At 74.0% G+C, this 25170-nt stretch carries 25 protein-coding genes; 11 read left to right on the plus strand and 14 right to left on the minus strand.

Annotated elements, in window-relative coordinates:
• Positions 1–5: 5 nt before the first annotated feature.
• Both modA and ABRQ22_RS00870 read right to left on the minus strand, forming a co-directional pair.
• Positions 6–890 carry a molybdate ABC transporter substrate-binding protein gene (modA, locus tag ABRQ22_RS00865; protein ID WP_353708249.1) on the minus strand — a complete coding sequence of 295 codons (885 nt, stop codon included), beginning with the start codon at positions 888–890 and terminating at the stop codon, positions 6–8.
• Positions 887–1291: a helix-turn-helix transcriptional regulator gene (locus tag ABRQ22_RS00870; RefSeq protein ID WP_253054265.1), complete on the minus strand. Its 405-nt coding sequence runs from the start codon at positions 1289–1291 to the stop codon at positions 887–889. The genes modA and ABRQ22_RS00870 overlap by 4 nt, the downstream gene beginning before the upstream one ends.
• A 295-nt stretch (positions 1292–1586) precedes the next feature.
• Between ABRQ22_RS00870 and ABRQ22_RS00875 the strand changes: the two genes are divergently transcribed.
• The gene (locus ABRQ22_RS00875; RefSeq protein WP_353708250.1) at positions 1587–2507 is read left to right on the plus strand and encodes an acyl-CoA thioester hydrolase/BAAT C-terminal domain-containing protein; all 921 of its coding nucleotides are present in this window, start codon (positions 1587–1589) and stop codon (positions 2505–2507) included.
• A 126-nt stretch (positions 2508–2633) separates the two neighbouring features.
• Entirely contained in the window at positions 2634–3119 is a 486-nt protein-coding gene (locus ABRQ22_RS00880; protein ID WP_353708251.1) for a GNAT family N-acetyltransferase, read from the plus strand.
• Between the two features lie 106 nt (positions 3120–3225).
• Here the strand turns inward: ABRQ22_RS00880 and ABRQ22_RS00885 are convergent, their stop codons facing one another.
• The 6 genes from ABRQ22_RS00885 to ABRQ22_RS00910 all read right to left on the minus strand — a co-directional run bounded on the left by ABRQ22_RS00885 (position 3226) and on the right by ABRQ22_RS00910 (position 12130).
• On the minus strand, positions 3226–3792 hold the full coding sequence (locus ABRQ22_RS00885; protein WP_353708252.1) for a hypothetical protein: 567 nt from the start codon (positions 3790–3792) through the stop codon (positions 3226–3228).
• A gap of 170 nt (positions 3793–3962) precedes the next feature.
• A complete protein-coding gene (locus tag ABRQ22_RS00890) occupies positions 3963–4529 on the minus strand; it encodes a DoxX family membrane protein (RefSeq protein ID WP_353708253.1) in 567 nt (188 codons plus the stop codon).
• A 186-nt stretch (positions 4530–4715) separates the two neighbouring features.
• Positions 4716–5474: a respiratory nitrate reductase subunit gamma gene (gene narI, locus ABRQ22_RS00895; RefSeq protein ID WP_253054256.1), complete on the minus strand. Its 759-nt coding sequence runs from the start codon at positions 5472–5474 to the stop codon at positions 4716–4718.
• The gene (narJ, locus tag ABRQ22_RS00900; protein ID WP_353708254.1) at positions 5471–6226 is read right to left on the minus strand and encodes a nitrate reductase molybdenum cofactor assembly chaperone; all 756 of its coding nucleotides are present in this window, start codon (positions 6224–6226) and stop codon (positions 5471–5473) included. The genes narI and narJ overlap by 4 nt, the downstream gene beginning before the upstream one ends.
• A complete protein-coding gene (narH, locus tag ABRQ22_RS00905) occupies positions 6223–8082 on the minus strand; it encodes a nitrate reductase subunit beta (protein WP_353708255.1) in 1860 nt (619 codons plus the stop codon). Before narH ends, narJ begins: the two co-directional genes overlap by 4 nt.
• Before the next feature lie 85 nt (positions 8083–8167).
• Positions 8168–12130, minus strand: a complete 3963-nt coding sequence (locus ABRQ22_RS00910) for a nitrate reductase subunit alpha (protein WP_353708256.1) — start codon at positions 12128–12130, stop codon at positions 8168–8170.
• Positions 12131–12360: 230 nt separating this feature from the next.
• On the opposite strand from ABRQ22_RS00910, the gene ABRQ22_RS00915 reads away from it, so the two are divergent.
• On the plus strand, positions 12361–12870 hold the full coding sequence (locus tag ABRQ22_RS00915; protein ID WP_253054248.1) for a MogA/MoaB family molybdenum cofactor biosynthesis protein: 510 nt from the start codon (positions 12361–12363) through the stop codon (positions 12868–12870).
• Between the two features lie 37 nt (positions 12871–12907).
• Here the strand turns inward: ABRQ22_RS00915 and ABRQ22_RS00920 are convergent, their stop codons facing one another.
• From ABRQ22_RS00920 to glp, 5 genes are read right to left on the minus strand one after another with little or no spacing between them, the layout of a single operon-like run.
• Positions 12908–13144 carry a MoaD/ThiS family protein gene (locus tag ABRQ22_RS00920; RefSeq protein WP_253054246.1) on the minus strand — a complete coding sequence of 79 codons (237 nt, stop codon included), beginning with the start codon at positions 13142–13144 and terminating at the stop codon, positions 12908–12910.
• Between the two features lie 3 nt (positions 13145–13147).
• A complete protein-coding gene (locus tag ABRQ22_RS00925; RefSeq protein WP_253054244.1) occupies positions 13148–13438 on the minus strand; it encodes a DUF6457 domain-containing protein in 291 nt (96 codons plus the stop codon).
• Positions 13435–14091 carry an NTP transferase domain-containing protein gene (locus ABRQ22_RS00930; protein WP_353708257.1) on the minus strand — a complete coding sequence of 219 codons (657 nt, stop codon included), beginning with the start codon at positions 14089–14091 and terminating at the stop codon, positions 13435–13437. The genes ABRQ22_RS00925 and ABRQ22_RS00930 overlap by 4 nt, the downstream gene beginning before the upstream one ends.
• Complete coding sequence (gene moaC, locus ABRQ22_RS00935; protein ID WP_047233669.1) at positions 14088–14570, minus strand: cyclic pyranopterin monophosphate synthase MoaC; 483 nt, start codon at positions 14568–14570, stop codon at positions 14088–14090. Before moaC ends, ABRQ22_RS00930 begins: the two co-directional genes overlap by 4 nt.
• 42 nt (positions 14571–14612) lie before the next feature.
• Positions 14613–15944 (minus strand): gephyrin-like molybdotransferase Glp, encoded by a 1332-nt coding sequence (gene glp / locus ABRQ22_RS00940; protein WP_353708258.1) that lies wholly within the window; start codon positions 15942–15944, stop codon positions 14613–14615.
• A gap of 104 nt (positions 15945–16048) precedes the next feature.
• On the opposite strand from glp, the gene ABRQ22_RS00945 reads away from it, so the two are divergent.
• From ABRQ22_RS00945 to ABRQ22_RS00955, 3 genes are all read left to right on the plus strand, one after another.
• A complete protein-coding gene (locus ABRQ22_RS00945; protein ID WP_353708259.1) occupies positions 16049–16801 on the plus strand; it encodes a PAS and ANTAR domain-containing protein in 753 nt (250 codons plus the stop codon).
• 37 nt (positions 16802–16838) lie between these two features.
• Positions 16839–17699 carry an SDR family oxidoreductase gene (locus ABRQ22_RS00950; RefSeq protein WP_353708260.1) on the plus strand — a complete coding sequence of 287 codons (861 nt, stop codon included), beginning with the start codon at positions 16839–16841 and terminating at the stop codon, positions 17697–17699.
• A gap of 325 nt (positions 17700–18024) precedes the next feature.
• Positions 18025–18840 (plus strand): GAF and ANTAR domain-containing protein, encoded by an 816-nt coding sequence (locus ABRQ22_RS00955; protein WP_253054234.1) that lies wholly within the window; start codon positions 18025–18027, stop codon positions 18838–18840.
• Between the two features lie 56 nt (positions 18841–18896).
• Here the strand turns inward: ABRQ22_RS00955 and ABRQ22_RS00960 are convergent, their stop codons facing one another.
• Positions 18897–19637 carry a PAS and ANTAR domain-containing protein gene (locus ABRQ22_RS00960; RefSeq protein WP_253054232.1) on the minus strand — a complete coding sequence of 247 codons (741 nt, stop codon included), beginning with the start codon at positions 19635–19637 and terminating at the stop codon, positions 18897–18899.
• 92 nt (positions 19638–19729) lie between these two features.
• Here ABRQ22_RS00960 and ABRQ22_RS00965 point away from each other — a divergent pair, with 92 nt between their 5' ends.
• From ABRQ22_RS00965 to ABRQ22_RS00985, 5 genes are all read left to right on the plus strand, one after another.
• The gene (locus ABRQ22_RS00965) at positions 19730–20239 is read left to right on the plus strand and encodes a DUF6328 family protein (RefSeq protein ID WP_253054230.1); all 510 of its coding nucleotides are present in this window, start codon (positions 19730–19732) and stop codon (positions 20237–20239) included.
• A gap of 153 nt (positions 20240–20392) precedes the next feature.
• The gene (locus tag ABRQ22_RS00970) at positions 20393–20830 is read left to right on the plus strand and encodes a hypothetical protein (RefSeq protein ID WP_253054228.1); all 438 of its coding nucleotides are present in this window, start codon (positions 20393–20395) and stop codon (positions 20828–20830) included.
• A 178-nt stretch (positions 20831–21008) separates the two neighbouring features.
• A complete protein-coding gene (locus ABRQ22_RS00975) occupies positions 21009–21872 on the plus strand; it encodes a hypothetical protein (protein ID WP_353708261.1) in 864 nt (287 codons plus the stop codon).
• A complete protein-coding gene (locus ABRQ22_RS00980) occupies positions 21869–23131 on the plus strand; it encodes a peptidoglycan-binding protein (RefSeq protein ID WP_353708262.1) in 1263 nt (420 codons plus the stop codon). Before ABRQ22_RS00975 ends, ABRQ22_RS00980 begins: the two co-directional genes overlap by 4 nt.
• Positions 23128–25122 (plus strand): ABC transporter ATP-binding protein/permease, encoded by a 1995-nt coding sequence (locus ABRQ22_RS00985; RefSeq protein WP_353708263.1) that lies wholly within the window; start codon positions 23128–23130, stop codon positions 25120–25122. The genes ABRQ22_RS00980 and ABRQ22_RS00985 overlap by 4 nt, the downstream gene beginning before the upstream one ends.
• The last annotated feature ends 48 nt before the right edge of the window (positions 25123–25170 follow it).

Here is a 25170-nt window from a genome sequence, read left to right on the forward strand (position 1 = left end):
GGACGTCACGGCGCGGAGGCGTTCGGCGGGCCGAAGCCCGCGGCGGCGAGCGCGGCCTGCCCGGCGTCGCCGGTCACGAGGTCGATCCACGCCCGCGCGAGCTCGACCTGCTCCGGGCCGGACCGCTCGGCCGCCGCGACGAGCGCGATCGGGTAGACGTTGAGCGCCGCGTCGGTCTCGGGCACGTCGACCACGTCGACGGCGTCGCCCGCGAGGGTCGCGTCCGTGACGTACACGAGGCCTGCGTCGGCCTCGCCCGACGTGACCTTGGCGAGCACGTCCGTGACGCTCGCCTCCTCGCTCACGCGGTGGACGGTGACGCCCGCGGCCCCGGCGACCGCGTCGGTCGCGGCGCCGCACGGGACCTCGGGCGCGCACACCACGACCTTGACGTCCTCGCGCGCGAGGTCGGCGAAGGTCTCGACGCCGGCCGGGTTGCCGGGCGGGGTGACGACCGTCAGCGTGTTCGTCGCGAACGCGACCGGGTCGGACGCGTCGCCCGCCTCGATGACCCGGGCCATGGTGCGCTCGTCCGCGGAGGCGAAGACGTCGGCCGGCGCCCCGGCGAGGATCTGGTCGCCCAGGTCGGACGACCCCGCGAACGACAGCGCCACGGTCACGCCCTCGTGCTCGGCCTCGAAGTCCGCCGCGAGGTCCGTGAACACGTCGCGCAGCGACGCGGCGGCGAGGACCGTGAGCGTGCTCTCCTCGGCCGGCGTGCTCGCGGGCTCCGCGGCACCGTCCGACGACGCGGCGTCGCCCCCGCCGTCCGCGCCCGTGCCGCACGCGGCGAGGAGCGTCGCCGCCCCGAGCGCCGCGAGGGTGCGCCGGGTCCGGCGGTGCGCGAGGGTCGGGCGGGTGGTCGGGCGGGGCCGTGCGGACGCGCTCACGCGGCTCCTCCCGGGGTCTCGACGATGACGGTCGTCGCCTTGACGACCGCGACGGCCAGGCTCCCGGGCTCGAGGCGCAGCTCGCGCACGGCCTCGGTGCTCATGAGCGAGACCACGCGCTGGCCCCCGCAGAGCATCTCGACCTGGGACATCACGGTGTCGCTCACGACGCCCGTCACGATCCCGACGAACCGGTTGCGCGCCGAGCGGGCGACGCCGGACGGGTCGGGCGTCGGGTGCGACTGCGCGACGGCGAAGCGCGCGAGCTCCGCGCCCTCGACGACCTTGCGCCCGGCGTCGTCGACGCTCGCCGCGAGCTCGCCGGCGTCGACCCACCGACGGACGGTGTCGTCGCTCACCCCGAGCAGGCTCGCGGCCTCTCGAATCCGAAAATGCGGCATGGTGGCGACGATAGACCCGCACCTGCGGAGTGTCACGTCGCAGGACCGTGGAAACCCCGAGAGACGGACGCCAAGCACCGGGGTGCTCGCTCAGTGGTGCACCGTGCGCCCGAGGGACGCGCCCGGGCGTGCATCGCTCGAACGCCCGTGCATCGCTCGACCGGAGTGTGCTCGCCAGGTCACGGGACCGCGGCTCGGCGCGTGGCTCTCGGGGTGTTTGTTAGGGTGCCGTATGTTCTCACGACGGCGTGATTCTCGACCGGGCCGCTCTGCCCGCCGCACCAGGGCGTGCGGCGTGCTGGCGGCCCTCGTGCCGGCGACGCTCGCCGCGTGCACCGGGGGCGCGACGCCGCAGGAGCCGGCGCCGACCACGCTCGCGCCCGACGCCGCGGCGCCCCCGGCCCAGGGTCCGACGCCGACGTCCGAGGTCACCGTGCACGAGACCGGGCCCGAGGGCTTCCCCGGGGCCTACGCCGTCCCGGAGGGGCTCTCCGCCGATGACCCGCGGCCCGCCGTCCTCGCGTTCGGCGGGTCGGAGGGTGGGTCGCAGGGCGGGCGGGCGTTCGCGGAGGCGATCGCCGGACTGGGGTACCCGGCCCTCGGGATCGGCTACTTCAAGGGCGTCGACCAGCCGGCCGCGCTCGAGGAGGTGCCGGTGGAGACGTTCCTCGACGCGCTCGCGTGGCTCCGGGAGCAGCCGGGCGTGGACGGCGACGCCGTGCTCGCGTTCGGTGCGTCGCGCGGTGGGGAGATGGCGCTGTGGCTCGCGGCGAACCGGCCGGACCTCGTGCAGGGCGCGATCGCCCCGGTCGGCGCCGACGCGGTCATGTGCGGATATCCGGACGCGTCTGTCTCCGCATGGACGCTCGGCGGTGAGGCGCTCCCGTGCTCGGCGGACTGGACCGCAGCGAGCGACGCCGACCCCGCGGCGCGGATCCCCGTCGACTCGATCACCGGGCCCGTGATCCTCGCGTGCGGGACCGAGGACGACGTCTGGTACTCGTGCGGGTACCTCCGTCGTGCTGAACGAGCTCTGGACAGTCGCGGGCAGGGCACCACCGTCGCGATCGTGGGCGAGGGCGCGGGCCACGACGTCTCCCCGCCGCCGTGGATGGAGTACTCCACCGGTGACGCCGCGCGGGACGCCGCCGGACTCGACGCGCGACGACAGCTCTGGTCCGCCGTCGACGAGGTGCTCGCGTCCCTCGACTCCTGAGCTCGCGCGCGTCGTCCGGCCGCCAAGGTCGACTGCTGCGCCACGGCGCGAGCGCTGCTTCCACGGACGGGTCGCGCGACGTCGACGCGGCGCACGACGTCCCCGGCCGTGTGGCACGCTCGGGGCGTGAGCGAGACGACGACCCGGGCGGGCGTGCGCGTCGCCGTCGAGGACCTGGCGGCCGAGGACGTGCTGGCGCTGCTGCAGGAGCACCTGGACGAGATGCACGCGACGTCGCCGCCGGAGAGCGTGCACGCGCTGGACGCGGAGCGGCTGCGCGCGCCGGACATCACCTTCGTCACCGCGCGCTCCGCGGACGGCGGTCTCCTGGGGTGCGGTGCGCTCAAGCAGCACGACGCGACGCTGGGCGAGCTCAAGTCCATGCGCACGACGGCGGCCGCGCGGGGCCGGGGCGTCGCCGCGACGGTCCTCGCGCACCTGCTCGACGTCGCACGCAACCGTGGGCTCGACCGCGTGAGCCTGGAGACGGGCGCGGAGGACTACTTCGCGCCCGCGCGTCGCCTCTACGCGCGCCACGGGTTCGTGCCGTGCGCACCGTTCGCCGACTACACGGACGACCCGAACAGCACGTACATGTCTCGCACCCTCTGAGCCCCACTGCAGCAAGGACGGCACCGGGCGGTCACGGGCGTCGACGAGCACATGCCCGTCAGCAGGTGGTGGGCGCGTCGTGTCGGGACGCCCGGACAGCGAGCGGTTACCTCTTCGCCAGCCGTCGGAGCCAGGTGACAGGGCCGCAGAGGTGTGCGTCATCGTGCATCGTCGAAGGCATCTCTTGCGCAGCGACGGATTCACAGACGAGGGCTTTGGCCAGCGCGCATCGCCACGCAAGCGCATCGTGGCGCTCCTGGGCCTGTTCGCGGCCTTCCGTGGCGAACCAGACCCCGAGAGCCAAGCATGCCACGGCGCCAACGAGGAAACCGACGGTCTGGAGCCCAGCAAGTCTCAGCTCCGGAAGATCCGACGCCATGGGCCATGACAGTGCGAGAACGATCTGGATGCCGACCAGCGCGATCGACGCCGACGCGACCCACATCGCGATGCTCAGCGCCGGCCGGACAACGGCGTGGGTGGTCGCGTCATCGACCGCCTGGTCAGCCGCGACGGATGCTCGCACCCAGTCCTCGCGTTCTATTCCTTCGTGGACCAGTCGGTGAACCATCTCGTCGTCGCAGGTTCGTCCGAAGAGGACCCGCGGCGTCTTCTTGAAGTTGCGCCGCCTGTCGCGTCTGGTCTCGATCTCGAGCTCGTCGTAGGTGACCACACCGCCCCCTTGCCGTTGGCTGCTGCTGAGCGCACAGCCGGTCGCGAGGAAGCGTAACGAGCGGGTCCGACGCCGCGTGCTGGGCGTCTGGAGAGCGAAGGACCCCGTGTCCTGTGCCGGTCACGGGGTCCTTCTCGTCGGGTCGTGGAAGGCGTGGGAGCGCCTGGGTGTCATGCGTCGAGCTTCAGCCGGGCACCGAGGGCGACCGCTGCCACGACGGCAGCGCCGGCGACGAGCACGAGGTCCTTGAGCACGTACTGGCCCAGGAGGGTCATGCCGTGGCCGAACAGCTCGCCGGCGAACAGGGCGATCGGCGACAGGATGCCGGCCATCGCGACGGCGAGAGCGACCAGCCCGGCCCGCAGGAGGCGGCCCGTGAGGAGGGTCAGGCCGATGAAGGTCTCGAGGACCGCGGTGAAGATCACGGCCGCCGTCCCGCCGACGAGGCCGAACGTGAGCGTCTCGACGGTCCGCGCCGCGATCGACTCCGCCGGGCTCGCGCCGGGGAAGAACTTCAGGACGCCGAACCCGAGGAACACGAGGCCGAGGGCGACGCGCAGCGCGGGCACGGACCAGCGCGTGAGGAAGCGCGCGGTGGCGGCGACGGCAGCGTCGACGCGGCCGGCCAGGCGCGCCGGCAGGACGGACGCGCGGCGCCGGGCGGCGGGCGTGGTGGACGACGCGGACGGGCGGACGGCGCGGGGGCGACCGGCGGTCGTCGGGGCGGTGGTGGACATGCTCGGACCTCTTCCGGGTGACGGTCGCGGTCGGGGTGACCGCCCCTGGAAGGAGGGGGCGTCGGGGCGTTCCGTGGTCGCCGTGCCGCCCTTTTCACCCGGCCGTCGCGAGCCGGCGCTCGGGCCGCGGCGGCGATTTCCTGCCGCTGACCTGGTACGTCGCGAGGCCGGTGCGGTTGGCCCGGATCACCGTCCGCGCGGGCGCTCCGAGGGGTCCCAGCCGGGCCGCGGGGCGCGCGCGGCGACCGACGCCTCGCGCGACCGGTACACCACGTACGGGCGGAACAGGTAGGGCACCGGCGCGGAGAACGCGTGCACGAGCCGCGTGAACGGCCACAGGATGAACAGCAGGTTGGCGGCGACGATGTGGAGCTGGAACGCCGCGGGCACGCCCTCCATGAGCGCGGGCTGCGGCTGGAGGTACCACAGCGACCGGAACCAGGGGGAGATCGTCTCTCGGTAGTCGTACCCGTGGCCGCCGGCGAGGAGCTGCGTCTGCACGGTCGCCCACGACCCGAGCAGGATCGACGCCGCGAGGAACACGTACATCGTCTTGTCCATGCGCGTCGTCGCGCGGAAGACGGGACCGGTGGTGCGGCGCCGGTAGACGAGGATGAGCAGCCCGGCGACGAGCGCGACCGCCGCGATCGACCCCATGTACGTGGCGACGAAGTGGTAGGCGACCTCCTGGATGCCCACCGCCTCCGTCCACGACGTGGGGATGACGAGGCCCATGAGGTGCCCGAGGATCACGAACAGCAGCCCGAAGTGGAAGAGCGGGGAGCCGAGCCGCAGGAGCCGCTTCTCGTAGAGCTCGCTCGACCGCGTGGTCCAGCCGAACTTGTCGTACCGGTACCGCCAGACCGAGCCCACGACGAACACCGCGAACGTCACGTACGGGAACACGACCCACAGCAGGATCTCGCCCGTGCTCACCCCGCTCATCGCACCGCTCCTCCGGTTCGGCCGGACCCGCTGCCGTACGGCTCCAGCGCGAACGGCTCCATCCCCACGAGCTCGGCGGGCGGCCCCGCCGTCACGAGCTCGACGTACCGCTCCCGCGTGCGCGCGTCGAGCGGCGGCAGGGTGAGGCACACCGCCTCGACCAGCCCGGTCCACGGGCTCGCCATGCTCTCGAGCGCGGTCCGCAGCACCTCGATCCCGTCGCGGTGCGAGGCGAGCAGCCCCGCGGCGATCGTGGCGTCGTCGCCCTCGGTGCGGGCCGAGAACTCGAGCACGGTCGGCAGGTAGTCGGGCAGCTCCGAGCCCGTGACCTCCCAGCCCGCGGCCCGGTACGCCTCGACGAACGCGACGAGGGCCGTCCCGCGCCGCCGGGTGTCGCCCGCGGCGTAGTACGACAGGTACATCGAGCACTTGCGCTTGAGGTCGAACGTCGCGACGTAGCGGGCCTGGAGCTCGCGCAGGCGCGTCGCGTCGGTGGGCGACGGCAGCACGTCGCAGAACGCGTCGAGGCGCTCGCGGACCGGCGCGGGCAGCCCTGGCGTCGAGGCCCGGACGGCGACGGCCGCGTCGAGCACGTCCGCGTCGGGGTAGGCGAGCAGCACGGACGCGGCCATGTGCGCCGTGCGGCGCTGGGTGTCCGACGCCGCGACCGGCGACAGGTGGTCGGGCTGCGGCCCGCGAGGTCGTGCCCCGGGACGCAGCGCCGGGGTCGGGAGCAGGGAGCGCGTCCTCATCGGGTGCCCCCGTCGGGCTCGACGCCAGGCCCGTTCCCGGGTGCCGGTCCGCCCGCCGGTCCGGCCGCCGGTCGACCGGGCGTCGACGGGCCGGGGATCGTGTCGTGGCGCGCGTCCTGCCGACCCCCGGGCAGCGAACCGGGGCACCCGGGCGTGACGCCGCCGGTCCCGGTACCCGCGCCGGTCCCGCCGGTCGTCGCGTCCTCGCCCGGCGGGAAGAGCCCGGGCGGGCGGCCGTTGCCGTCCCAGTTGAGGAGGTTCACGCGGCCCGGTGTCGAGGGCCCGTACGGCGAGTCCGCCGTCTGGCGCGCCTGGAGGACGTGGAAGTTCTCGACCGCGACGGGCACCGGGCTCCCCGACGTCTCGCCGAACGGGCCGCCGCCGGTGAGGCCCATGCCGCCCATGCCGGGGCCGCCGTCGTAGTCGAGGGAGCAGGACAGCTCGTCGAGCTCGCGGGCGATCTCGGTGTGGGCGGTGGGGATGACGTACCGGTCTTCGTACTTCGCGATCGCGAGGAGGCGGTACATCTCTTGGATCTCGGCGCCGGTCATGCCGACGGCGGTGGCGGTGTGTTCGTCGGGTTCGTGGCCGAGGTTGAGGTCGCGCATGTAGGAGCGCATGGCGGCCAGGCGGCGTAGGACGCGTTCGACGGGGGCGGTGTCGCCGGCGGTGAAGAGTCCGGCGAGGTATTCCAGGGGGATGCGCAGCTTCGAGATGGCGGCGAACAGGGTGCGTCCGTCTTCGCCGTCGTTGCCGGAGGCGGCCACGACGTCGACGACGGGGGACAGGGGTGGGATGTACCAGACCATGGGCAGGGTGCGGTACTCGGGGTGCAGGGGCAGGGCGACCTCGTAGCGGGTGATGAGGTCCCAGATGGGGGAGTGTTGGGCGGCGGTGATCCAGTCCTCGGGGATGCCCTCTTGTCGTGCGGCGGCGATGACGGCGGGGTCGTTCGGGTCGAGGAAGACGGCGCGTTGGGCGGCGAGGAGGTCGTGCTCGTCCGCCACGCTCGCGGCTTGGGTGACCTTGTCGGCGTCGTACAGGACGAGGCCGAGGTAGCGCAGGCGTCCGACGCAGGTCTCGGAGCACACGGTGGGCAGGCCGACCTCGATGCGGGGGTAGCACAGGGTGCATTTCTCGGCTTTGCCGGTCTTGTGGTTGAAGTAGACCTTCTTGTAGGGGCAGCCGGTGACGCACATGCGCCACCCGCGGCACTGGTCCTGGTCCACGAGGACGATGCCGTCCTCGGCCCGCTTGTACATGGCGCCGGAGGGGCAGGACGCGACGCAGGCGGGGTTGAGGCAGTGCTCGCAGATGCGGGGCAGGTAGAACATGAACGTCTTGTCGAGCTCGGTCGCGACGTGCTCGGACATGTGCTGCAGGACCGGGTCGTCGGCCATGGTGGTGGTGGAGCCGGCGAGGTCGTCGTCCCAGTTCGCCGACCAGGAGATGGTCATGTCCTTGCCCGTCAGCAGCGACGTGGGGCGGGCGACGGGGGTGTGGGGGCCCTGGGGGGCCGACAGGAGCATGTCGTACTCGTACGTCCACGGTTCGTAGTAGTCGTGGATGGAGGGCAGGACGGGGTTGGAGAAGATCGTGGCGAGCTTCTTCAACCGGCCCCCGGCGCGCAGCTTCAGCTTGCCCTTCGTGGTCCGGACCCAGCCGCCCTGCCAGCGTTCCTGGTCCTGGTAGGTGCGCGGGTACCCCAGCCCGGGACGGGTCTCGACGTTGTTGAACCACACATACTCGACCCCGGTCCGGTTCGTCCAGGCCTGCTTGCACGTGACCGAGCACGTGTGACACCCGATGCACTTGTCCAGGTTCATCACCATCGACATCTGCGCCATCACCCGCACGACGCCACCCCCTCCCGCGCCGACGACACCCTGCCCGCGGCCGGGCCCCGCGCCGTTCCGCTCCGGGTCACGAGTGTCACGCGTGTCACGAGTACCGCACCTCCTGGCTGCGTCGGCGGATGACGGTCATCTCGTCGCGCTGGTTCCCCGTGGGCCCGAGGTAGTTGAACGCGTAGGAGAGCTGGGCGTACCCGCCCGCGAGGTGCGTCGGCTTGAGGAGGATGCGCGTGAGCGAGTTGTGGATGCCGCCGCGCAGCCCGGACGTCTCGGCGAGCGGGACGTCGATCGTGCGGTCGGTCGCGTGGTGCATGTACACCGTGCCCTCAGGCATCCGGTGGCTGACCACCGCCCTCGCCACGACCACGCCGTTGCGGTTGTACGCCTCGATCCACTCGTTGTCCGCGACCCCGATCTTGGCGGCGTCGGCGGGCGACATCCAGACGTTCGGGCCACCGCGGGACAGGGACAGCATGAAGAGGTTGTCCTGGTACTCCGAGTGGATCGACCACTTGTTGTGCGGCGTCAGGTACCGCACCGCGACCTCGGCGTGACCGCCGGAGGCGGGGTAGCCCGACGGCGACGTGTCGCCCACGACCGGCGAGTCGCCGAACAGGCGGTGCATGTCGAGCGGCGGCCGGAAGATCGGCATGTGCTCGCCGAGCTCGATCATCCAGTCGTGGTCGAGGTAGAGGTGCTGGCGACCCGTGAGCGTGTGCCACGGCTTGAGCCGCTCCACGTTGACGACGAACGCCGAGTACCGGCGGCCCCCGTGCTCCGACCCGGACCACTCGGGAGAGGTGATGACCGGCGTCGGGCGCGACTGCACGTCCGGGAACGTCACGCGCTTGCCCTGCTCGTCCAGGGCGAGGTCCGCGAGCCGGGTACCCGTGCGCTGCTCCACGTGCTCGAACCCCTGCACCGCGAGCCGGCCGTTCGTCGTCCCCGACAGCGCGAGGATCATCTCGCACGCGTGCGTGTCGCGGTCCAGGCGCGGGCGCCCGGCCGCAGGACCGTCCTGGACGAGGCCGTTGCGACGTCCGAGGTCGGCGACCTCGGGCGCGGGCGAGAAGTGCACGCCCTTGGTCACCATGCCCGCCTTCTCCGTGAGCGGGCCGAGCGACGCCATGCGCGCGGCGAACGCCGGGTAGTCCCGCTCGACGACCACGAGCTTCGGCATCGTCACGCCCGGCACGAGCTCGCGCTCCGTCACGGGCAGGCCCGAGTCGGTGAGCGCGCCGTGCGGGACCGCCATCTCGTCCGGGGTGTCGTGCGCGAGCGGCGCCGCGACGAGGTCCTCCCGGACCCCGAGGTGCGTCACCGCGAGCTCGGACACCTTCCCCGCCAGCGTGTGGAAGATGTCGAAGTCGGTCCGCGTCTGCCACGGCGGGCTGATCGCCGGGTTGAACGAGTGCACGAACGGGTGCATGTCCGTCGAGGACAGGTCGTGCTTCTCGTACCAGGTGGCCGCGGGCAGCACGACGTCGGAGAACAGCGTCGTCGACGTCATGCGGAAGTCGAGCGTGACGAGCAGGTCGAGCTTGCCCTGCGGCGCCTCGTCCCGCCAGGTCATCGACCGCGGGCGGCGCTCGGGGCTCGACTCGGCCGCGTTGACCGCGGCGTCCGTGCCGAGCAGGTGCTTGAGGAAGTACTCGTTGCCCTTGCCCGACGACCCGAGGATGTTCGCGCGCCACACCGTCACGACGCGGGGGAAGTTCGCGGGGTCGTCCGGGTCCTCGCACGCGAAGCGCAGGTTCCCGGCCTTGAGCTCGTCGACCACGTGCTGCGCGGGTTCCTTGCCCGCCGCACGGGCCTCGTCCACCAGGTCGAGCGGGTTGCGGTCGAACGTCGGGAAGCTCGGCATCCAGCCGCGCTGCGCGGACTCGACGAGCGTGTCCGCCGTCGTGCGCCCGGAGAACTGTCCCTGCGCGAGCGGCGACGCGAGCGCGTCCGCGGGCAGGCCGTCGTAGCGCCACTGGTCCGTCGCGAGGTACCAGAACGCGGTGCCGATCATCTGCCGCGGCGGGCGCGACCAGTCCAGGCCGCCCGCGTACTGCGCCCAGCCCGTGACCGGCCGGCACTTCTCCTGCCCCACGTAGTGCGCCCACCCGCCGCCGTTCACGCCCTGGCAGCCGGTGAGCGTCGTGAGCGCGAGCATCGCGCGGTAGATCGTGTCGGAGTGGAACCAGTGGTTGGTGCCCGCACCCATGATGATCATCGAGCGACCGCCCGAGTCCAGCGCGTTCTGCGCGAACTCCCGCCCGATGCGCTCGGCCGCCGCGGCCGGGACCCCGGTGAACCGCTCCTGCCACGCGGGCGTCGCGGGCGTCGCGTCGTCGTCGTAGCCCGTGGGCCATTCGCCGGGCAGCCCCAGCTCCGGGCGGTTCACGCCGTACTGCGCGAGCAGCAGGTCCAGCACCGTCGTGACGAGCCGCCCGCCGACGCGGCGGGCCGGGACCCCGCGCACGACGACGCCCGCGCCGCCCAGGTGAGCGGCGGCCTCGTCGCCCGGCGTCGGGTCGAGGTCGAACCGCGGCAGCGCGACGGCGACCGTCTCGTAGGTGAGCTCCGCCGAGGGAGAGCCCTGGTCGGCCGAGGTAGAGCCCTGGTCGGGCGAGGTAGAGCCCTGGTCGGCCGAGGTAGAGCCCTGGTCGGTCGACGTCGGTCGCCCGGGGACGGTGTCGCGAGTGGGGGCGGCCTGCGGGGCACCCCAGAAGACCCCGTGCGGGTCGGCGACCGAGAGCAGCGGGTCGATGTCGCCGAGGTCGAGGTTCCAGCGGCCCGCGTCGGCCTCGCCGTAGCGGTGGCCGAGGCTCCCGTTCGGGACGCGCGGCGTGCCGTCGGCGTCGAGCACGACGGTCTTGAAGCGCGCGTTCGAGGAGGCGGCGTCGTCGTCGCCGGGGCGCCCGACGCCGTCGGGCAGGTCCGCCGCGGTGAGGAACTTCCCCGGGACGTACGTGGCGCGGCCGGGCCCCGGCGCGTCGCCGTGCTCGTCGAGGACGACGAGGTGCGGGAGGTCGGTGAAGCGCGCCGCGTACTCGGCGAACTGCGGGGTGCGGCGCTGCGCGTAGTGCTCGGTGAGGATGACGTGGCCCATGGCCTGGGCGAGGGCGCCGTCGGTGCCGGGATGGGGTGCGAGCCACTCGTCGGCGAACTTGGTGTTGTCGGCGTAGTCGGGGGAGACGACGACGACCTTCTGCCCGCGGTAGCGGGCCTCGGCCATGAAGTGGGCGTCGGGGGTGCGCGTGACCGGGACGTTGGAGCCCCACATGATGCAGTAGGTGGAGTTCCACCAGTCGGCGGACTCGGGGACGTCGGTCTGGTCGCCGAACACCTGGGGGGAGGCGACCGGGAGGTCGGCGTACCAGTCGTAGAACGACAGCATGCTCCCGCCCAGGAGCTGCACGAACCGCGAACCCACCCCGTGCGACACCATCGACATCGCGGGGATGGGGGAGAACCCGGCGACGCGGTCGGGTCCGTAGGTCTTGATGGTGTGGACGTGGGCGGCGGCGACGATCTCGGCGGTCTCGTCCCAGGTGGCGCGCACGAGCCCGCCCTTGCCGCGCGCCGACTTGTAGGCGCGGGCCGACTCCGGGTCGGACGTGACCTTCTCCCACGCGAGCACGGGGTCGCCGCCCACCTCGTCCTTCGCCCGCCGGTACAGGTCGAGCAGGGTGCCGCGGACGTAGGGGTAGCGCACGCGGGTGGGGGAGTAGGTGTACCAGGAGAACGCGGCGCCGCGGGGGCAGCCGCGGGGTTCGTACTCGGGGGAGTCGGGGCCGACGGAGGGGTAGTCGGTCTGCTGGGTCTCCCAGGTGATGATGCCGTCCTTGACGTAGACCTTCCAGGAGCAGGACCCGGTGCAGTTCACGCCGTGGGTGGAGCGCACGACCTTGTCGTGGGACCAGCGGTCGCGGTAGAACACGTCGCCCTGGCGCCCGCCGGTCAGGAACACCTGCCGCAGGTCGTCGGACACCCGCCCGCGCCGCAGGTGCTTGCCGAGCCGCAGCAGCGCGTCCTCGACGGGACCGTCCGACGTCGTCGTCATGCCGTTCGCCCGCCGCCGGACGTCGAGGGCCGGGCACGGAGCGGTCGCGAGGGCCCGCGCACCGGCAGCACTGACGGCACGGACACGTACGACATGCGGGCCTCCTGGGCGAGCAGGGACGGCGGGTCGGTCCACAGCCACTATGCCCAGAACGGGCGGATCGCGCGCGCCGAGCGCGACGCGCCCGACACCCCGCCCTACCCGGCCACGCGGGTCGCTACCGTGGCGCCATGAGCCAAGCCACCGGACCGGCCGCGGACGCGACCGTCGCCGTCGTCACCGTGTCCGACCGCTGCTCGCGCGGCGAGGCGGAGGACCGCTCGGGACCGCTCCTCGCGGGGCTCCTGGAGGCGGCGGGCTGGCCGGTCGTCACGGACCTCGTGCCCGACGGCGTCGCCTCCGTCCGCGATGCCGTCGACCGGGCCGTGGCCGGGGGAGCGCGCGTCGTGCTCACGACCGGCGGGACCGGCGTCGGGCCGCGCGACCTCACGCCCGAGGGGACGCGCGAGGTCCTGGCGCAGGAGCTCCCCGGCGTCGCGGAGGAGCTGCGCCGGCGCGGCGCCGCGCACGTGCCGGCCGCCGTGCTGTCGCGCGGGCTCGCGGGGATCGCGTCGGGCCCGGAGGGCCGGGTGCTCGTCGTGAACCTGCCCGGCTCGACGGGCGGCGTGCGCGACGGCTGGGCGGTCCTGGAGCCGCTCCTCCCGCACGTCCTCACCCAGCTCGACGGCGGCGACCACTGACACCAGGCGATCCGTGCCTGCTCGGCGCGGGGCCGGGTCAGCCGCCTGCGAACGGGGGCAGGACGTCGACCGTCTCGTCCGTGCCGATCGGGGTGGCGTCGGTGGACGCGCGGATGCCGCCGACGAGGAGCGAGCAGCGGGGGAGCACGTCCGCCAGGGCGGGGTGGCGGGCGACGAGCGCGGCGTGCAGCTCGCCGGCCGTCGTCGCGTCGACGCTCTCCGTCTCGGTGCCGGCGGCGTCGCGCGCCCCGGCGAAGTAGCGGACGGTCACCATCGGTCAGTCCTGCGTCTCGGCCGCCGCCGTGCTGGGCAGCTCGGGCTCCGGCGTCCACGCGAGCGCGAGCTCGGCGGCGCGGTCCAGGACGTCCTGCACGGTACGGCCCGAGCCGTCGTGCGCGGCCAGCCCGGCGACGTAGCCCGCGACGAACGTCGTGAGGGGCGCGGCCGGACGCTCGATGCCGTGCGCGGCGTCGCGCGCGAGGTCCAGGATCGCGCCGATGTCCACCACCTGGGGGTCGAGGTCGAGGTCGCCCGCCAGCGCGTCGACCCAGCGCTCCAAGTTCGTCATCGTGGCCTCCTGCTGTCGTCGGGGGTGTCGTCGGGCGCCGGTTCCGCACCCGCGCCCAGGCGGCGGTCCTGCTCGCGGGCATCCTCCCACGTGTCGACGTCGTCGGTGGCGCCGTCCTCGTCGGGGACGGCGAGCGCGGGCAGTCCCGCGAGCAGGCGGCGCACCGAGGCGCCGTGCACCGCGGGCAGGGCGTCGAGCGCGCCCTGGAGCGCCGCCCGCTCGTAGAGCCCCACGAGCCACTGGTCGCGCCCGCCGCGCACCGCGTGCACGGCCACCTCGTCCGTCCGCCGGCGCGCCGCGGCGAGCAGCGCGGGCACCGCCTCCGCGGCCCGGGGGACGTCGCACGCGAGCACGAGCACCCAGGCCGCGCCGCCGTCGTCAGGCCCGGGCAGGGCCGCCAGCCCGGCCGCGATGCCCGCGACGGGCCCCCCGAAGGGCGGGTCCTCGCGCGTCAGGGCGTAGCGGGCGGGGTCGGCGAGCTCGTCCGGCCCGACGACGACGGTCCGCACCGCGCCGGCGGTCGCCGCGAGCGCGTGCTCCAGCAGGGGACGGCCCCCGACGACGACGCCCGGCTTGGGCGTCCCGAGCCGCGCCGCGCGACCTCCGGCCAGCACGAGGGCGTCGAAGGCGAACGCCGGGCGGGGTTCCGTCACGGCTCGCGGTGCCAGTCGCCGGACTTGCCCCCGGTCTTGGCGACGAGGCGCACGTCCGTGAGCTCGACGGACTTGTCGAGCCCCTTGACCATGTCGACGACCGCGAGGCCCGCGACGGCCACGGCGGTGAGTGCCTCCATCTCGACGCCCGTGCGGTCGGCGGTGCGCACGGTCGCGGTGACGTCGACGCCGTGGTCGCCCACGACGAGGTCGACGACCGCGCCGTGCACCCCGATGACGTGCGCGAGCGGCAGCAGCTCCGCTGTGCGCTTGGCGCCCGCGATGCCCGCGATGCGCGCGACGGCGAGCACGTCGCCCTTGGGGACGGTGCCGTCGCGCAGCGCCGCGACGATCTCCGGCGAGCACCGCACGACGCCGGTCGCCGTCGCGGAACGGACGGTGGGCTGCTTGGCGGTGACGTCGACCATGCGGGCGTGGCCGCGCTCGTCCAGGTGCGTGAAGTCGTGCGTGGGGCTCATGGCGCCACTCTCGCACGCGCGTGCGGAGAGGGTTCCCGACGATCAGTCCAGGAGCAGGACCCGGACGGCGTCGCCGGGCTCGACCGACGTGACGTCCGCGCCGACGACGGCGAGCGCGTCGGCGTGCGCGAGCGCGCTCACGCGGTGCGAGCCGGACCCCCGCGCCTCCGCGGGGTCCGCCCCGCGGTCGCGGTGCCGGCCGGCCGGGACGACGCGGGCGCCGTCGGCCGCGGTGTGCCGCACGAGCACGAGCTGCTCGCGGCCTGCCGGCGAGGACCAGCCCTCGGCGGCGACGCGGCCGACGAGCGCACGCCCCTGCCCGGGGACGCCCCGCAGGCGGTCCAGGACGGGGCGCACGAACAGCTCGAACGACACGAACGCGCTCACGGGGTTGCCGGGCAGCGCGAGCCACGGGACGCCGCGCCACCGCGCGAGGCCCTGCGGCTTGCCGGGCTGCATCCCGACGGCGACGAGCCGCGCGTCGGCGACGGCGCCCTCCCACGCCGTCCCGGCGCGCGTCGCGGGGTCGAGGATCTCGCGCACGACGTCGAACGCGCCCGCGCTCACCCCGCCCGTGCTGACGAGGAGGTCGGGCGAGGCGCCGTCGAACGCACCCAGCAGGTCGTCGAGGGCCGCGACGAGCGCGGCGGCCGTGTCGCCGACCGCGCCCCGCCGCACGACGTGCGCCCCGGCCGCGCGCGCCGACGCGGCGAGCAGGACGGAGTTCGAGTCGGGGATCCGACCCGGCCCCGGCGCGGTCCCCGGCGCGACGAGCTCGCTGCCCGTGGAGAGCACCGCGACGCGGGGCGCGCGGTGCACCGGCACGGTCGCGTGCCCCGCCGACGCCGCGACCGAGACGTGCCGAGCCGTCAGCACGGCTCCCGCCTCCACGACCACGTCACCGCGGCGCACGTCCTCGCCCCGCGCCCGCACGTTGCTGCGCGACGCGTCGTGGACCTCGACGGTCGCGGGGCCGCTCCCGGCCGCCCCCGGCGTGAACCGCCCGGTCGACGTGCGCTCGACCGGAACCACGAGGTCGGCGCCGCGCGGCACCGGCGCCCCGGTCATGACCCGGACCGCCTCGCCGGCCCCGAGGAGGGTGTCGAGCCCCGGTGCCCCCGCCGCGACGTCGCCGACCACGCGCAGCGCGACCGGCGACGCCGTCGTGGCCCCGGCCACGTCCTCCGACCGCACCGCGTACCCGTCCATCGCGGACGCGTCGAACGCGGGCGCGTCGAGCGTCGAGACGACGTCCGCCGCGAGGACCGCCCCGACCGCGTCCTCGAGCGGGACGTCCGTCGACGGCGTCGGGCGGACGAGCGCGAGCGCGTCGTCGGCGTGCTGGGCGATCGTCCGGCGCGGCTCGCGGGTCATGCCCGCACCGTAGCGGAGCCCGGGTGCCGACTCCGGACGAGTGGGCTAGGTTGGAGGCGGAGTCATGAAGCGGCCCGCAGCCCCCCGAACTTTGGGAGGACACCATGGCCTCGATCTCCGCGACCACCACCCCCAGCCCCGAGCAGACCGCTCCCGTGCGCCCCGCAGCCCTCGCCGAGGTGCTCGCCGTGGGCACGCACCTGCTCGTGGGGCAGTACCGCGTCGAGCTCGGCACCGGGACCTGGTGGTGGTCGGACGAGGTGTACACGATGCACGGCTGGACGCCGGGGGACGTCGAGCCGAGCCTGGACGCGCTGCGCTCGCGCAAGCACCCCGACGACCGGGCCCGCGTCGTCCGCGCCGCGACGGACGCGATCCGCTCCGGCCGCCCCTTCTCGTGCGCGCACCGCATCGTCGACGGGCACGGCAAGGCCCGCTCGGTCGTCGTGACGGGCCAGGGCCGCCGGGACGCTCGCGGCCGCGTCGTCGAGATCGCGGGCTACGTCGTCGACGTCAGCCCGACCCACAAGGAGGCGCTGGAGCGCGAGTCGCAGCGCGCCGTGACGCGCGCGTTCGTCAGCCAGGCCGCCGTCGAGCAGGTCAAGGGCGTGCTCATGGCCGTGCACGGCGTCGACGACGTCGCGGCCGGCCAGCTCCTCGCCGAGGCGGCGGGCGAGGCGGGCGTCCCGGTCCAGGAGACGGCGACGCAGGTCATGCGCGCGCTGAGCAAGGCCGGCGGGGTGGGCCCGACGGCCGAGGCGACGGTCGCGGGGGCGCTCGCCGCCGTGCGCCCGGTCGCCCGGCCCCGCGCGCACGACGCCCAGCTCGCCCGCCGCCGCGAGCCCGCGCGCTCGTGAGCCGGAGCAGAGGACCCCGACGGAACGGAGGGACGACATGACGGACGAGACGGCCTTCCCGGCCCAGCAGCAGGAGCCGCCCGGCCTCACGAGGCCCATGGACCCGGCGCCCGACCACGGCGAGGAGTCGTACCGGGGGAGCGGGCGGCTCGAGGGTCTGCGCGCGCTCGTGACGGGCGGCGACTCGGGCATCGGCCGCGCGGTCGCGATCGCCTACGCGCGCGAGGGCGCGGACGTCGCGATCGGCTACCTGCCCGAGGAGCAGGAGGACGCCGAGGAGACGGCGCGCTGGGTCCGCGAGGCGGGCCGCACGTGCGCCCTCCTGCCCGGCGACCTGACCGACGAGGCGACCGCCCGCGACCTGCCCGGGCGCGCCGTCGCGGAGCTCGGCGGGCTCGACGTCCTCGTCAACAACGCCGGGTTCCAGATGGCGCGGCGCGAGTCCATCGAGGACGTCACGACCGCGGAGATCGACCGCGTCCTCAAGACGAACCTCTACGCGCTGCTCTGGGTCACCCAGTCGGCGCTCGAGCACCTGGGGGAGGGGTCGGCGATCGTCAACAACTCGTCGATCCAGGCGTTCCAGCCCTCGACGTCGCTGCTCGACTACGCGTCGACCAAGGCCGCGATCAACAACCTCACGGTGAACCTCGCGGCGGAGCTCGGGCCGCGGGGCATCCGGGTCAACGCCGTCGCTCCCGGACCCATCTGGACCCCGCTCCAACCGGCCACCCAGCCGGAGGAGAAGATCGAGACGTTCGGCCAGGACACGCCGCTCGGGCGGGCCGGGCAGCCCGCGGAGGTCGCGCCGGCGTTCGTCTTCCTCGCCTCCCCGACGGACGCGAGCTACGTCTCCGGCACCGTCCTCGGGGTGACGGGAGGCAAGCCCGTGTTCTAGGGCCTGGAAGAGACCTCCCCGTGCGGGCCGCGGACGGATCGGCCGAGGGCCGCGACCCGCCCGGGAGGGTCGGAGGGCAGGCGTCCGCGCCTGCCCGGGGGCGGGTCCGCCGCGAGAGCGGCGGTGCCCCAGGGACACCAGCCGCCACGCCCTGTGCGGGCGAGACGGCCACCGCCCCCGACTCGTCCGGGCGCCCAGCCCGGGCGGGGCCTCCGGCACGACCGGTGAGGCGGGCCGCGCACGACGTCGCGGACCGCCTCCCTGGGTACCGGTCGCTGTGAGGGCGGCCTACGCTGGGGCCCGGGGGACCCGTGAGGAGGCCGAGATGACGAGCATCGAGCAGAGCGTCGAGCAGGGCACGGTCGGCATGCCGGCGGGTCCGGGAGCCACCGTCCCCGCCCCGCAGACGGGGGGCGTCGCCGGGTTGCCCGAGATCGTGGGCGGCGTCGAGGACCAGAGCGTCGCCGGGCTCGTCGCGGACGCCGCGCGGGCGCTGGCCGACGAGCCGACCCTCCAGCAGACGCTCGACCGCGTCGTCGAGCTCGCGGTCTCCATGGTCGAGGGGTGCGAGTCCGCGGGCATCTCGCTCGTCACGCGCGGGCGGATCGAGAGCCCCGCGGTGTCCGACCCGCTCGTCGCGCGCGGCGACGCGCTCCAGTACGAGCTCCACGAGGGGCCGTGCCTGGACGCCGTCCACGACCACGCGCTGGTCGAGTCGGGCGACATCGAGTCCGACGCGCGCTGGCCGCTCTGGGCGCCCGCCGTCGCGCGCGAGCTCGGGGTCCGGTCGATGCTGTGCGTGCAGCTCTACACGTCGGAGAACGCGCACGGCGCGCTCAACATGTACTCGACGTCGCCCGACGCCTTCGGGCCCGACGACTACCACCTCGCGTCGACGTTCGCTGCCGTCGCTGCTGCCGCGATCTCCGCCGCGCGCACCGAGGAGCAGCTCCAGTCCGCCGTCCAGACGCGCACCCTCATCGGGCAGGCGCAGGGCATCATCATGGAGCGCTACTCGCTCACGGCCGGGCGCGCGTTCGCGGTGATGAGCCGCGTGTCCCAGGACGCGAACATCAAGCTCGTCGACATCGCGCGCCACATCGTCGACACGCGGCGCATCCCGGGGGTCGGGGCCGACTGAGGCGAGGCCGTCCCCGGCGGGCCCCGTGCCGCGGGCCGGTCCGGACGGTCCGTCGGTCAGTCGAGCGCGCCCGTGGGCGTGCCGTCGTCCGCACCTCCGAGGAGCCGGTCGATGCGACGTCGGGCAGTCTCGTCGAGCGCGCCTCCGCCCGCGCCCGCCACGCTCCCGTCGACGACGGCCGCGACCAGCCGGCGCGCGAGCTCGCGCACGGGCACGTTCGCGTCGTTCGAGCGACGTCGCAGCAGCTCGAACGCGTCGTCCGGTCCGATCGCGAACGCCGTCATGAGGACGCCCTTGGCCTGCTCGATCACCGAGCGTGACGCGTCCGCCGCGCGGATCGACGCCGTCGCCTCGCGCCGGGCCGCCTCCTCGTGCGCGGTCGTCAGGTCGACGAAGTACCCCACGACGGCCGCCCACGGGGCCCCGCCGTCGAGGCGGCGGCCCTGCGCGGCCACGGCGAGCGTGCGAGTCCGGCCCGTCGCGTCCACGATGCGGTGCATGGACCCGAACGGCTCCCCGGTGCGCGCCGCGTGCGCGAGCTCGCTCGCGACGCGCTCCCGGTCCTCGGGGTGCTTGTGGGACAGGACGAGCGCCGTCGTCGGGACGACCTCGCCGGGCGCGAAGCCGTGCATCTCGTACACCTCGTCCGACCACCACCACGTGTCCGTGGCGACGTCGACGCGGAAGCGCCCGACCGGCTGGGGGTCACCCGGGCCGAGGGCGGCGAGGAGGTCGGCGAGAGCCGGAGGGACGACGTCGTCGGGTTCCGCGACGTCGGAGGGCAGGACAGCGTCCATCGATGGGGGTCCCCGGAGATCGATCAGGACGGAGCCGATTCCTGACCCCAGCAGAAGGAAGATTAGCCCAGGGGCGGCGCGAGGGAGGACTCATGACCACGCAGGTCAGCGACGGGCGTGACGAGTCGGCCGACGAACGGTCCGACCGCAACTGGGCCGAGCTGCTCCAGGAGCTGCGCGTCATGCAGATGGGCGTGCAGATCCTCACGGGGTTCCTGCTCACGCTGCCGTTCCAGCAGCGCTTCGGCGACCTCGACTCGTTCCAGACCGGTGTCTACCTCACCCTCGTGGCGCTCGCCGTGCTGTCCACCGGCCTGTTCGTCACGCCCGTGAGCCTGCACCGCGCGCTGTTCCGCAAGCACCGCAAGACGGCGCTCGTCACCCTGAGCGACCGCATCGCCCGGGTCGGCGTGCTCGTCCTCGCGTTCGTCGTCACGGGGACGGTCCTGCTCGTGGTCGACGTCGTCGTGAACCGCACCGCGGCGCTGTGGTCGAGCGGCTGCGCGCTCGTCCTGCTCGTCGGCCTCTGGTTCGTCCTCCCGCGCCTCGTCGCCCACGGCTCCGCGACTGGTCCTGCACAGGTCCATGGAGCGCACCCCTGACGACGCGGTCTGAATTAGTGCCCGACTCCACCCGGAACGCAGGGGGTGGCCGCAAACGGTCCAGATGGTGAGAACCCTTATGCGCCCGATGGTCGATCTGCGACGGTTGGCCCCGTTCGCCCTCAGCAGGGGGGCCGAAAGCAGGGAGACGCGATGAAGCGAACGATCATTGGCCTGGTCACCACAGGTCTGCTGGCACTCGGTGGCAGCGTCGGCCTGGCGGTACCGGCGACGGCAGCCACGGCCGATTGCCCGTTGGGGTATTCGTGCCAGTGGCGAGACACCGGCTACCGGACGGGCTCGGTCGAGGCCGGTCACTTCTCCTTCTTCGAGTGCCAGTACGACTTCTCTTGGCGTACGTACGCGGGCGTCGGCGGTAACGGTGGCTACTCAGTGAGCTCGGTCTCCAACAAGGGCAGGTACGAGTACGCCTTCTACTACATCAACCCGGGTTATCAGGGCCCTTCCTTCGGCCTCAAGCCCGGGTCGGGCGACGGCAACTTGGGCGACAGCGGAGGGAATGCTCCCGCTGGGTTCAACGACGAACTGCTCTCGGGGGCGTTCGGCTCGGTCGAGTACGGGTGCAAGTAGTCGTAGTGGGTGGTCGCGGGGCTGTCGAACATGACGACATCGACAGCCCCGCCCCACCACGTCCCCGGGTCACGTGTGCCGAAGTCTGAAGGGGTTGAGAGCTGCGATGCGAGTTCGAGCGTTGTCCGGGGTTGTCGGTGGGGCGGTCTTCTGCTTTGTCGTCGCGGGATGCGGAACGATGGAGGCCGACGGGGGTTTGGAACGCGATCACGAAACAGCGGCAGGATCGGTCGAGGCGGCAGCGCCGGGCGACGGTGAAAAGAACCGGCTGAAGTGGGTGATGCCCCTGGACGCGTACAGGGTCGACAACGCCCTCGGCGACGCCGCGGAGGGCGTGCTGGTCGAGGCGTGCATGCGGGACGAGGGCTTCGATTATCAGCGTCCGCAGGTCGACGTCTCGGTGCGTTCGGAGTCCATGTCGCTCGGTGGGCGACGGCTGTTCAACGTCGAGACGGCCGCGCGGTGGGGGTACAGCGGGGCGCCCGACCCGAACGCCGCCATCATCAGGGCGGCGAGCGAGGAGTCGATGTCCTGGTCGCCGGAACAGGACGAGCAGTTCTGGGCGTGCGTCGACGAGGCGCGAGAGGAGCTGCCCACGGAAGGCATGCGGATCAACAACGCCCTCGCCGGCCTCGGCGCGTCGGCCTGGAACGGCGCGGCCCTGGATCCCGCGGTCGTGGCGGCAGCCGAGAAGTGGGTGACGTGCATGCAGCCGCTCGGCGTCACCGACCTCCCGTCGAGCCCGAACGGCGAGGACGGCGGGACGCCGACCGAGACGATGAGCGCGTCGTTCGGCGAGATCGCCGACGGTATGGAGAACGAGCGGACGCCGGAGCAGAAGGCGGAGGAGATCCGGCTCGCGACGTTCGACGCCGAGTGCCAGGAGAGCTCCGGCTACGCGCAGGCGCTGTACGACGCGGAGTGGGAGCGTCAGACGACGGTCGTCGCGGAGAACGAGGACGCGCTGGCCACGCTCCTCGAGGAGAAGAATGCCTTCGAGAAGCAGTCCCGGGAGATCTTGGACGGGGCGGGGGTCGGGTGATTCCTCGCCGCCGCGTCGTCGTCGGGGCGGTCGTGACCGTCCTCCTCGTCGGGGGGCTCGTGGGCGGATGGTTCGCGGCGGCGAGCTTCCAGTCCCCGGCACAGGTCGCCGCGAACGCGGCACCTCCGCCGCCCGGTGACATCGTGGCGACGGTGACCTTCGGTGCGCTGTCGGAGCAGATCACTGCGCGGTCGGACGTCGTGCGCGAGTCGGCGGCAAGCGTCCAGGTCGCCGCCGGGAGCGGTGACCAGTCCGTGGTGACGGCTGTCGGGGTCCCGGCGGGTTCCGAGCTGCGGGCGGGCGCTGTCGTGCTGGAGGTCAGCGGCCGTCCCGTCATCGCCACCACCGGGGCGTTCCCGTACTACCGCGACCTCGTCGAGGGAGCGACCGGCCCGGACGTCGAGCAGCTGCAGCGGTTCCTGCGTGACCTCGGCTACCGCGTGGGCGGCCTGGGGGAGTTCGGCCCGCAGACTGCCCAGGCCGTGCGCGCCCTCTACAAGGACATCGGGTACGAGCCGACCACCCGCGAGGCGCCCGCCGACGAGTTGCAGACGCCGGGTCAGAACGCGCCGGCGCCGTCCACCGGCGATGCGGTATCTGAGGTTGCTCCGACCGACGGCACAGGCACCGACCCGGCCGCTCCGGTCGACGGCACGACCGGCTCCGTCGCGCCGGCGGCCCCCGCGCAGCTCGTGGTCGTGCCGCGCGGCGAGCTCGTCGTCACGGGCTCGCTGCCCGCCGTCGTCGGCACGACGCCGGACGTGGGGGACGTGCTCACGGCCGAGAACGCGACGATCACCCTGGGCCAGGGCGCCGTCGTCGCGCAGGCGAAGGTGGCGGTCTCGGTCCTTCCGGTCCTCGGCGAGGGGATGACCGCGACGCTCTCCGGCCCCGACGGCACGGTGCTCGACGCCACGCTCGGCGCGATCCCCGCCCCGCCGACGGCGACGGGGGACGAGGCGGCCCCGGTCGAGGTCGGGGTGCCGTTGGTGGCGGCGCAGCCGATCGACAGCACGTGGCTGGGGGCGAACGTGCTCACGACGATCACGGTGTCCGCGGTGGCCGACGAGGCTCTGCGTGTCCCGGCCCGTGCCGTCGCCGTGCACTCCGACGGCACCGCCGTCGTCCAGCGGCGCCAGCCCGACGGCTCGTTCCGCGAGGTCGAGGTCCGCGAGCTCGGGCGCCTGGGCGGGACCAGCGCCGTCGAACCCGTCACCGCCGACGCCCTGTCGGCGGGCGACGAGGTGAAGGTCGAGTGACGACGTTCGACCTCGCGGGGGTCACCAAGACGTACCCGGGCGCGCAGCCGGTCGAGGCGCTGCGAGGGGTCGACCTGAGGATCGGCCCGGGGGAGTTCCTCGCCGTCGAGGGCCCGTCCGGCAGCGGCAAGTCGACGCTCCTCAACATCCTCGCCCTCCTGGACGCGCAGACCTCGGGCACGTACCGGCTCGACGGCCGGGACGTCGCCTCCCTCGGGGAGCGTGAGCGGGCGCGCCTGCGCGGGGAGACGTTCGGCTTCGTGTTCCAGGGGTTCCACCTCATGGACCACCGGACGGTCGTGGACAACGTCGAGCTCGGCATGCTCTACGCCGGCGTGCCCGCCGACGAGCGTCGCCTCAGGGCGCTGGAGGCGCTCGACCGTGTCGGGCTCTCGGAGACCGCGCACCGTCGCGCCAGCGACCTGTCGGGCGGGCAGCGGCAGCGCGTCGCGATCGCGCGTGCGCTCTCGGTCGGGTCTGGGACGATCGTGGCCGACGAGCCGACCGGCAACCTCGACACCGCGACGTCGGAGTCCGTGCTGGAGCTTCTCACCGACCTGCACCGCACCGGCACGACGGTCGTGCTCGTCACCCACTCGCCGGAGATCGCGGCTCGCGCGCAGCGGCGGCTCGTGGTGCGCGACGGCCTCGTCGTCACCGACACCGGAGGCGTCGGTGCAGGTGCGGCCGAGGGCGTCGGCACCGCCACCACGGCGGTCGCGGGCCTCGACCTGCTGCTCGCCGGGCCGTCGCCGGAGGCGACGGGACCGGCCGGGGGCGAGGACCGACGTCGGGCACGACACCGGGTCGGGTTCCGCACGGTGGTCCGTGACGCGGCCGCGTCGGTCGCCTCCCGACGCGGCCGCACCGCCACGCTCGCGGCCTCCGTCGCGGTCGGGGTGGCCCTGGCCCTGACGACGGTCGGTCTCTCGGCGTCGGCGCAGGCCCAGGTCTCCGAGCGGTTCGACGCCCGGCTCAACCGGGCCGTGACCCTGACGATGCCCCTCGCCGCTGCCGAGGCGGGGCTGCCCGTCGTCGTCGACGGGACCGCGCCGGGCGTGCCCGGGGAGGCCGTCGCCCGGCTCGCGGACCTGCCCGGTGTGGACGCCGCGGCGCTCGTGTCCCGGAACGGGATGATGACGGTCGCCCTGCCGGGCGAGGCCGCCAGCGTGCCGGACGCCTTCCTGCTCGGCGTCGGCGACGGCATCGACCATGCCGCGGAGCTCGGCGTCGACTGGGCAGGCGGGACGCCGGGCCCGCTCGGGGACGGCGAGGTGCTGCTCGGGCGGGCGATCGCCGACCGGCTCGGTCTCGGGCCGCTCAGCGCGCGCCCGCAGGTCGTGCTCGACGGACGGTCGTTCGTGGTGCGCGGCATCGTCGACCAGGGCTATCGCGTCACGAACGTCATCCAGGCGGTCCTCGTGCCCGTCGACGTCGCGGCCGCGCTGCGACCCGCCGCGGAGCACGAGGTCTACGTCTTCACCGCGACCGGCGCAGCCCAGCAGGTCGCGGCGCAGGCCCCCCTCGTGCTGCGGCCCAGCACACCCGAGGCGTTCACGATCGTCGCGCCGCCCGACCCTCGCGGCCTGCGCGGGGAGATCGAGAACGACGTCCGGACGATCCTCCTCGTCCTCACGGGGGTAGCGATCCTCGCCTCGGTCGTCTCCCTGACGAGCGCGATGACGATGTCCGTGCTCGAACGCTCCCGGGAGATCGGGATGCGGCGCGCGATCGGCGCCCAGGCGCGCCACGTGAGCCGGCTCGTCATGACGGAGGCCGCGCTCGTGGGTGTCGTCGGCGGCGTCGCAGGCGCGGCCACGGGAGTCGCCGCCCTCCTGGCGATCACCATCGCCCGACGCTGGACCCCGGTCCTCGACCTGGGACACGTCCCGGTCGCGGTCGCGGGTGGCGTCGTCGTCGGGGTGCTCGGCGGGGTAGCGGCCTCCCTGCGCGCGCGCCGCATCCAACCGAGCGAGGCGCTCCGGGTGTGACCCCCCGTCGAGATGGCGACTCCCGGGTCGAGATAGCGACCCCGGCCA

This window comes from Cellulosimicrobium sp. ES-005 (genome assembly GCF_040448685.1).
GTDB lineage: Bacteria > Actinomycetota > Actinomycetes > Actinomycetales > Cellulomonadaceae > Cellulosimicrobium > Cellulosimicrobium cellulans_G.

Bases quoted from the DNA above. Each gene is read 5' to 3' on its own strand.
- ABRQ22_RS00870 (WP_253054265.1), bottom strand. From the start codon at position 1,291: ATGCCGCATTTTCGGATTCGAGAGGCCGCGAGCCTGCTCGGGGTGAGC.
- ABRQ22_RS00890 (WP_353708253.1), bottom strand. From the start codon at position 4,529: ATGTCCACCACCGCCCCGACGACCGCCGGTCGCCCCCGCGCCGTCCGC.
- narI (WP_253054256.1), bottom strand. From the start codon at position 5,474: ATGAGCGGGGTGAGCACGGGCGAGATCCTGCTGTGGGTCGTGTTCCCG.
- narJ (WP_353708254.1), bottom strand. From the start codon at position 6,226: ATGAGGACGCGCTCCCTGCTCCCGACCCCGGCGCTGCGTCCCGGGGCA.
- ABRQ22_RS00910 (WP_353708256.1), bottom strand. From the start codon at position 12,130: ATGACGACGACGTCGGACGGTCCCGTCGAGGACGCGCTGCTGCGGCTC.
- ABRQ22_RS00915 (WP_253054248.1), top strand. From the start codon at position 12,361: ATGAGCCAAGCCACCGGACCGGCCGCGGACGCGACCGTCGCCGTCGTC.
- ABRQ22_RS00920 (WP_253054246.1), bottom strand. From the start codon at position 13,144: ATGGTGACCGTCCGCTACTTCGCCGGGGCGCGCGACGCCGCCGGCACC.
- ABRQ22_RS00925 (WP_253054244.1), bottom strand. From the start codon at position 13,438: ATGACGAACTTGGAGCGCTGGGTCGACGCGCTGGCGGGCGACCTCGAC.
- moaC (WP_047233669.1), bottom strand. From the start codon at position 14,570: ATGAGCCCCACGCACGACTTCACGCACCTGGACGAGCGCGGCCACGCC.
- glp (WP_353708258.1), bottom strand. From the start codon at position 15,944: ATGACCCGCGAGCCGCGCCGGACGATCGCCCAGCACGCCGACGACGCG.
- ABRQ22_RS00945 (WP_353708259.1), top strand. From the start codon at position 16,049: ATGGCCTCGATCTCCGCGACCACCACCCCCAGCCCCGAGCAGACCGCT.
- ABRQ22_RS00950 (WP_353708260.1), top strand. From the start codon at position 16,839: ATGACGGACGAGACGGCCTTCCCGGCCCAGCAGCAGGAGCCGCCCGGC.
- ABRQ22_RS00955 (WP_253054234.1), top strand. From the start codon at position 18,025: ATGACGAGCATCGAGCAGAGCGTCGAGCAGGGCACGGTCGGCATGCCG.
- ABRQ22_RS00960 (WP_253054232.1), bottom strand. From the start codon at position 19,637: ATGGACGCTGTCCTGCCCTCCGACGTCGCGGAACCCGACGACGTCGTC.
- ABRQ22_RS00965 (WP_253054230.1), top strand. From the start codon at position 19,730: ATGACCACGCAGGTCAGCGACGGGCGTGACGAGTCGGCCGACGAACGG.
- ABRQ22_RS00970 (WP_253054228.1), top strand. From the start codon at position 20,393: ATGAAGCGAACGATCATTGGCCTGGTCACCACAGGTCTGCTGGCACTC.
- ABRQ22_RS00975 (WP_353708261.1), top strand. From the start codon at position 21,009: ATGGAGGCCGACGGGGGTTTGGAACGCGATCACGAAACAGCGGCAGGA.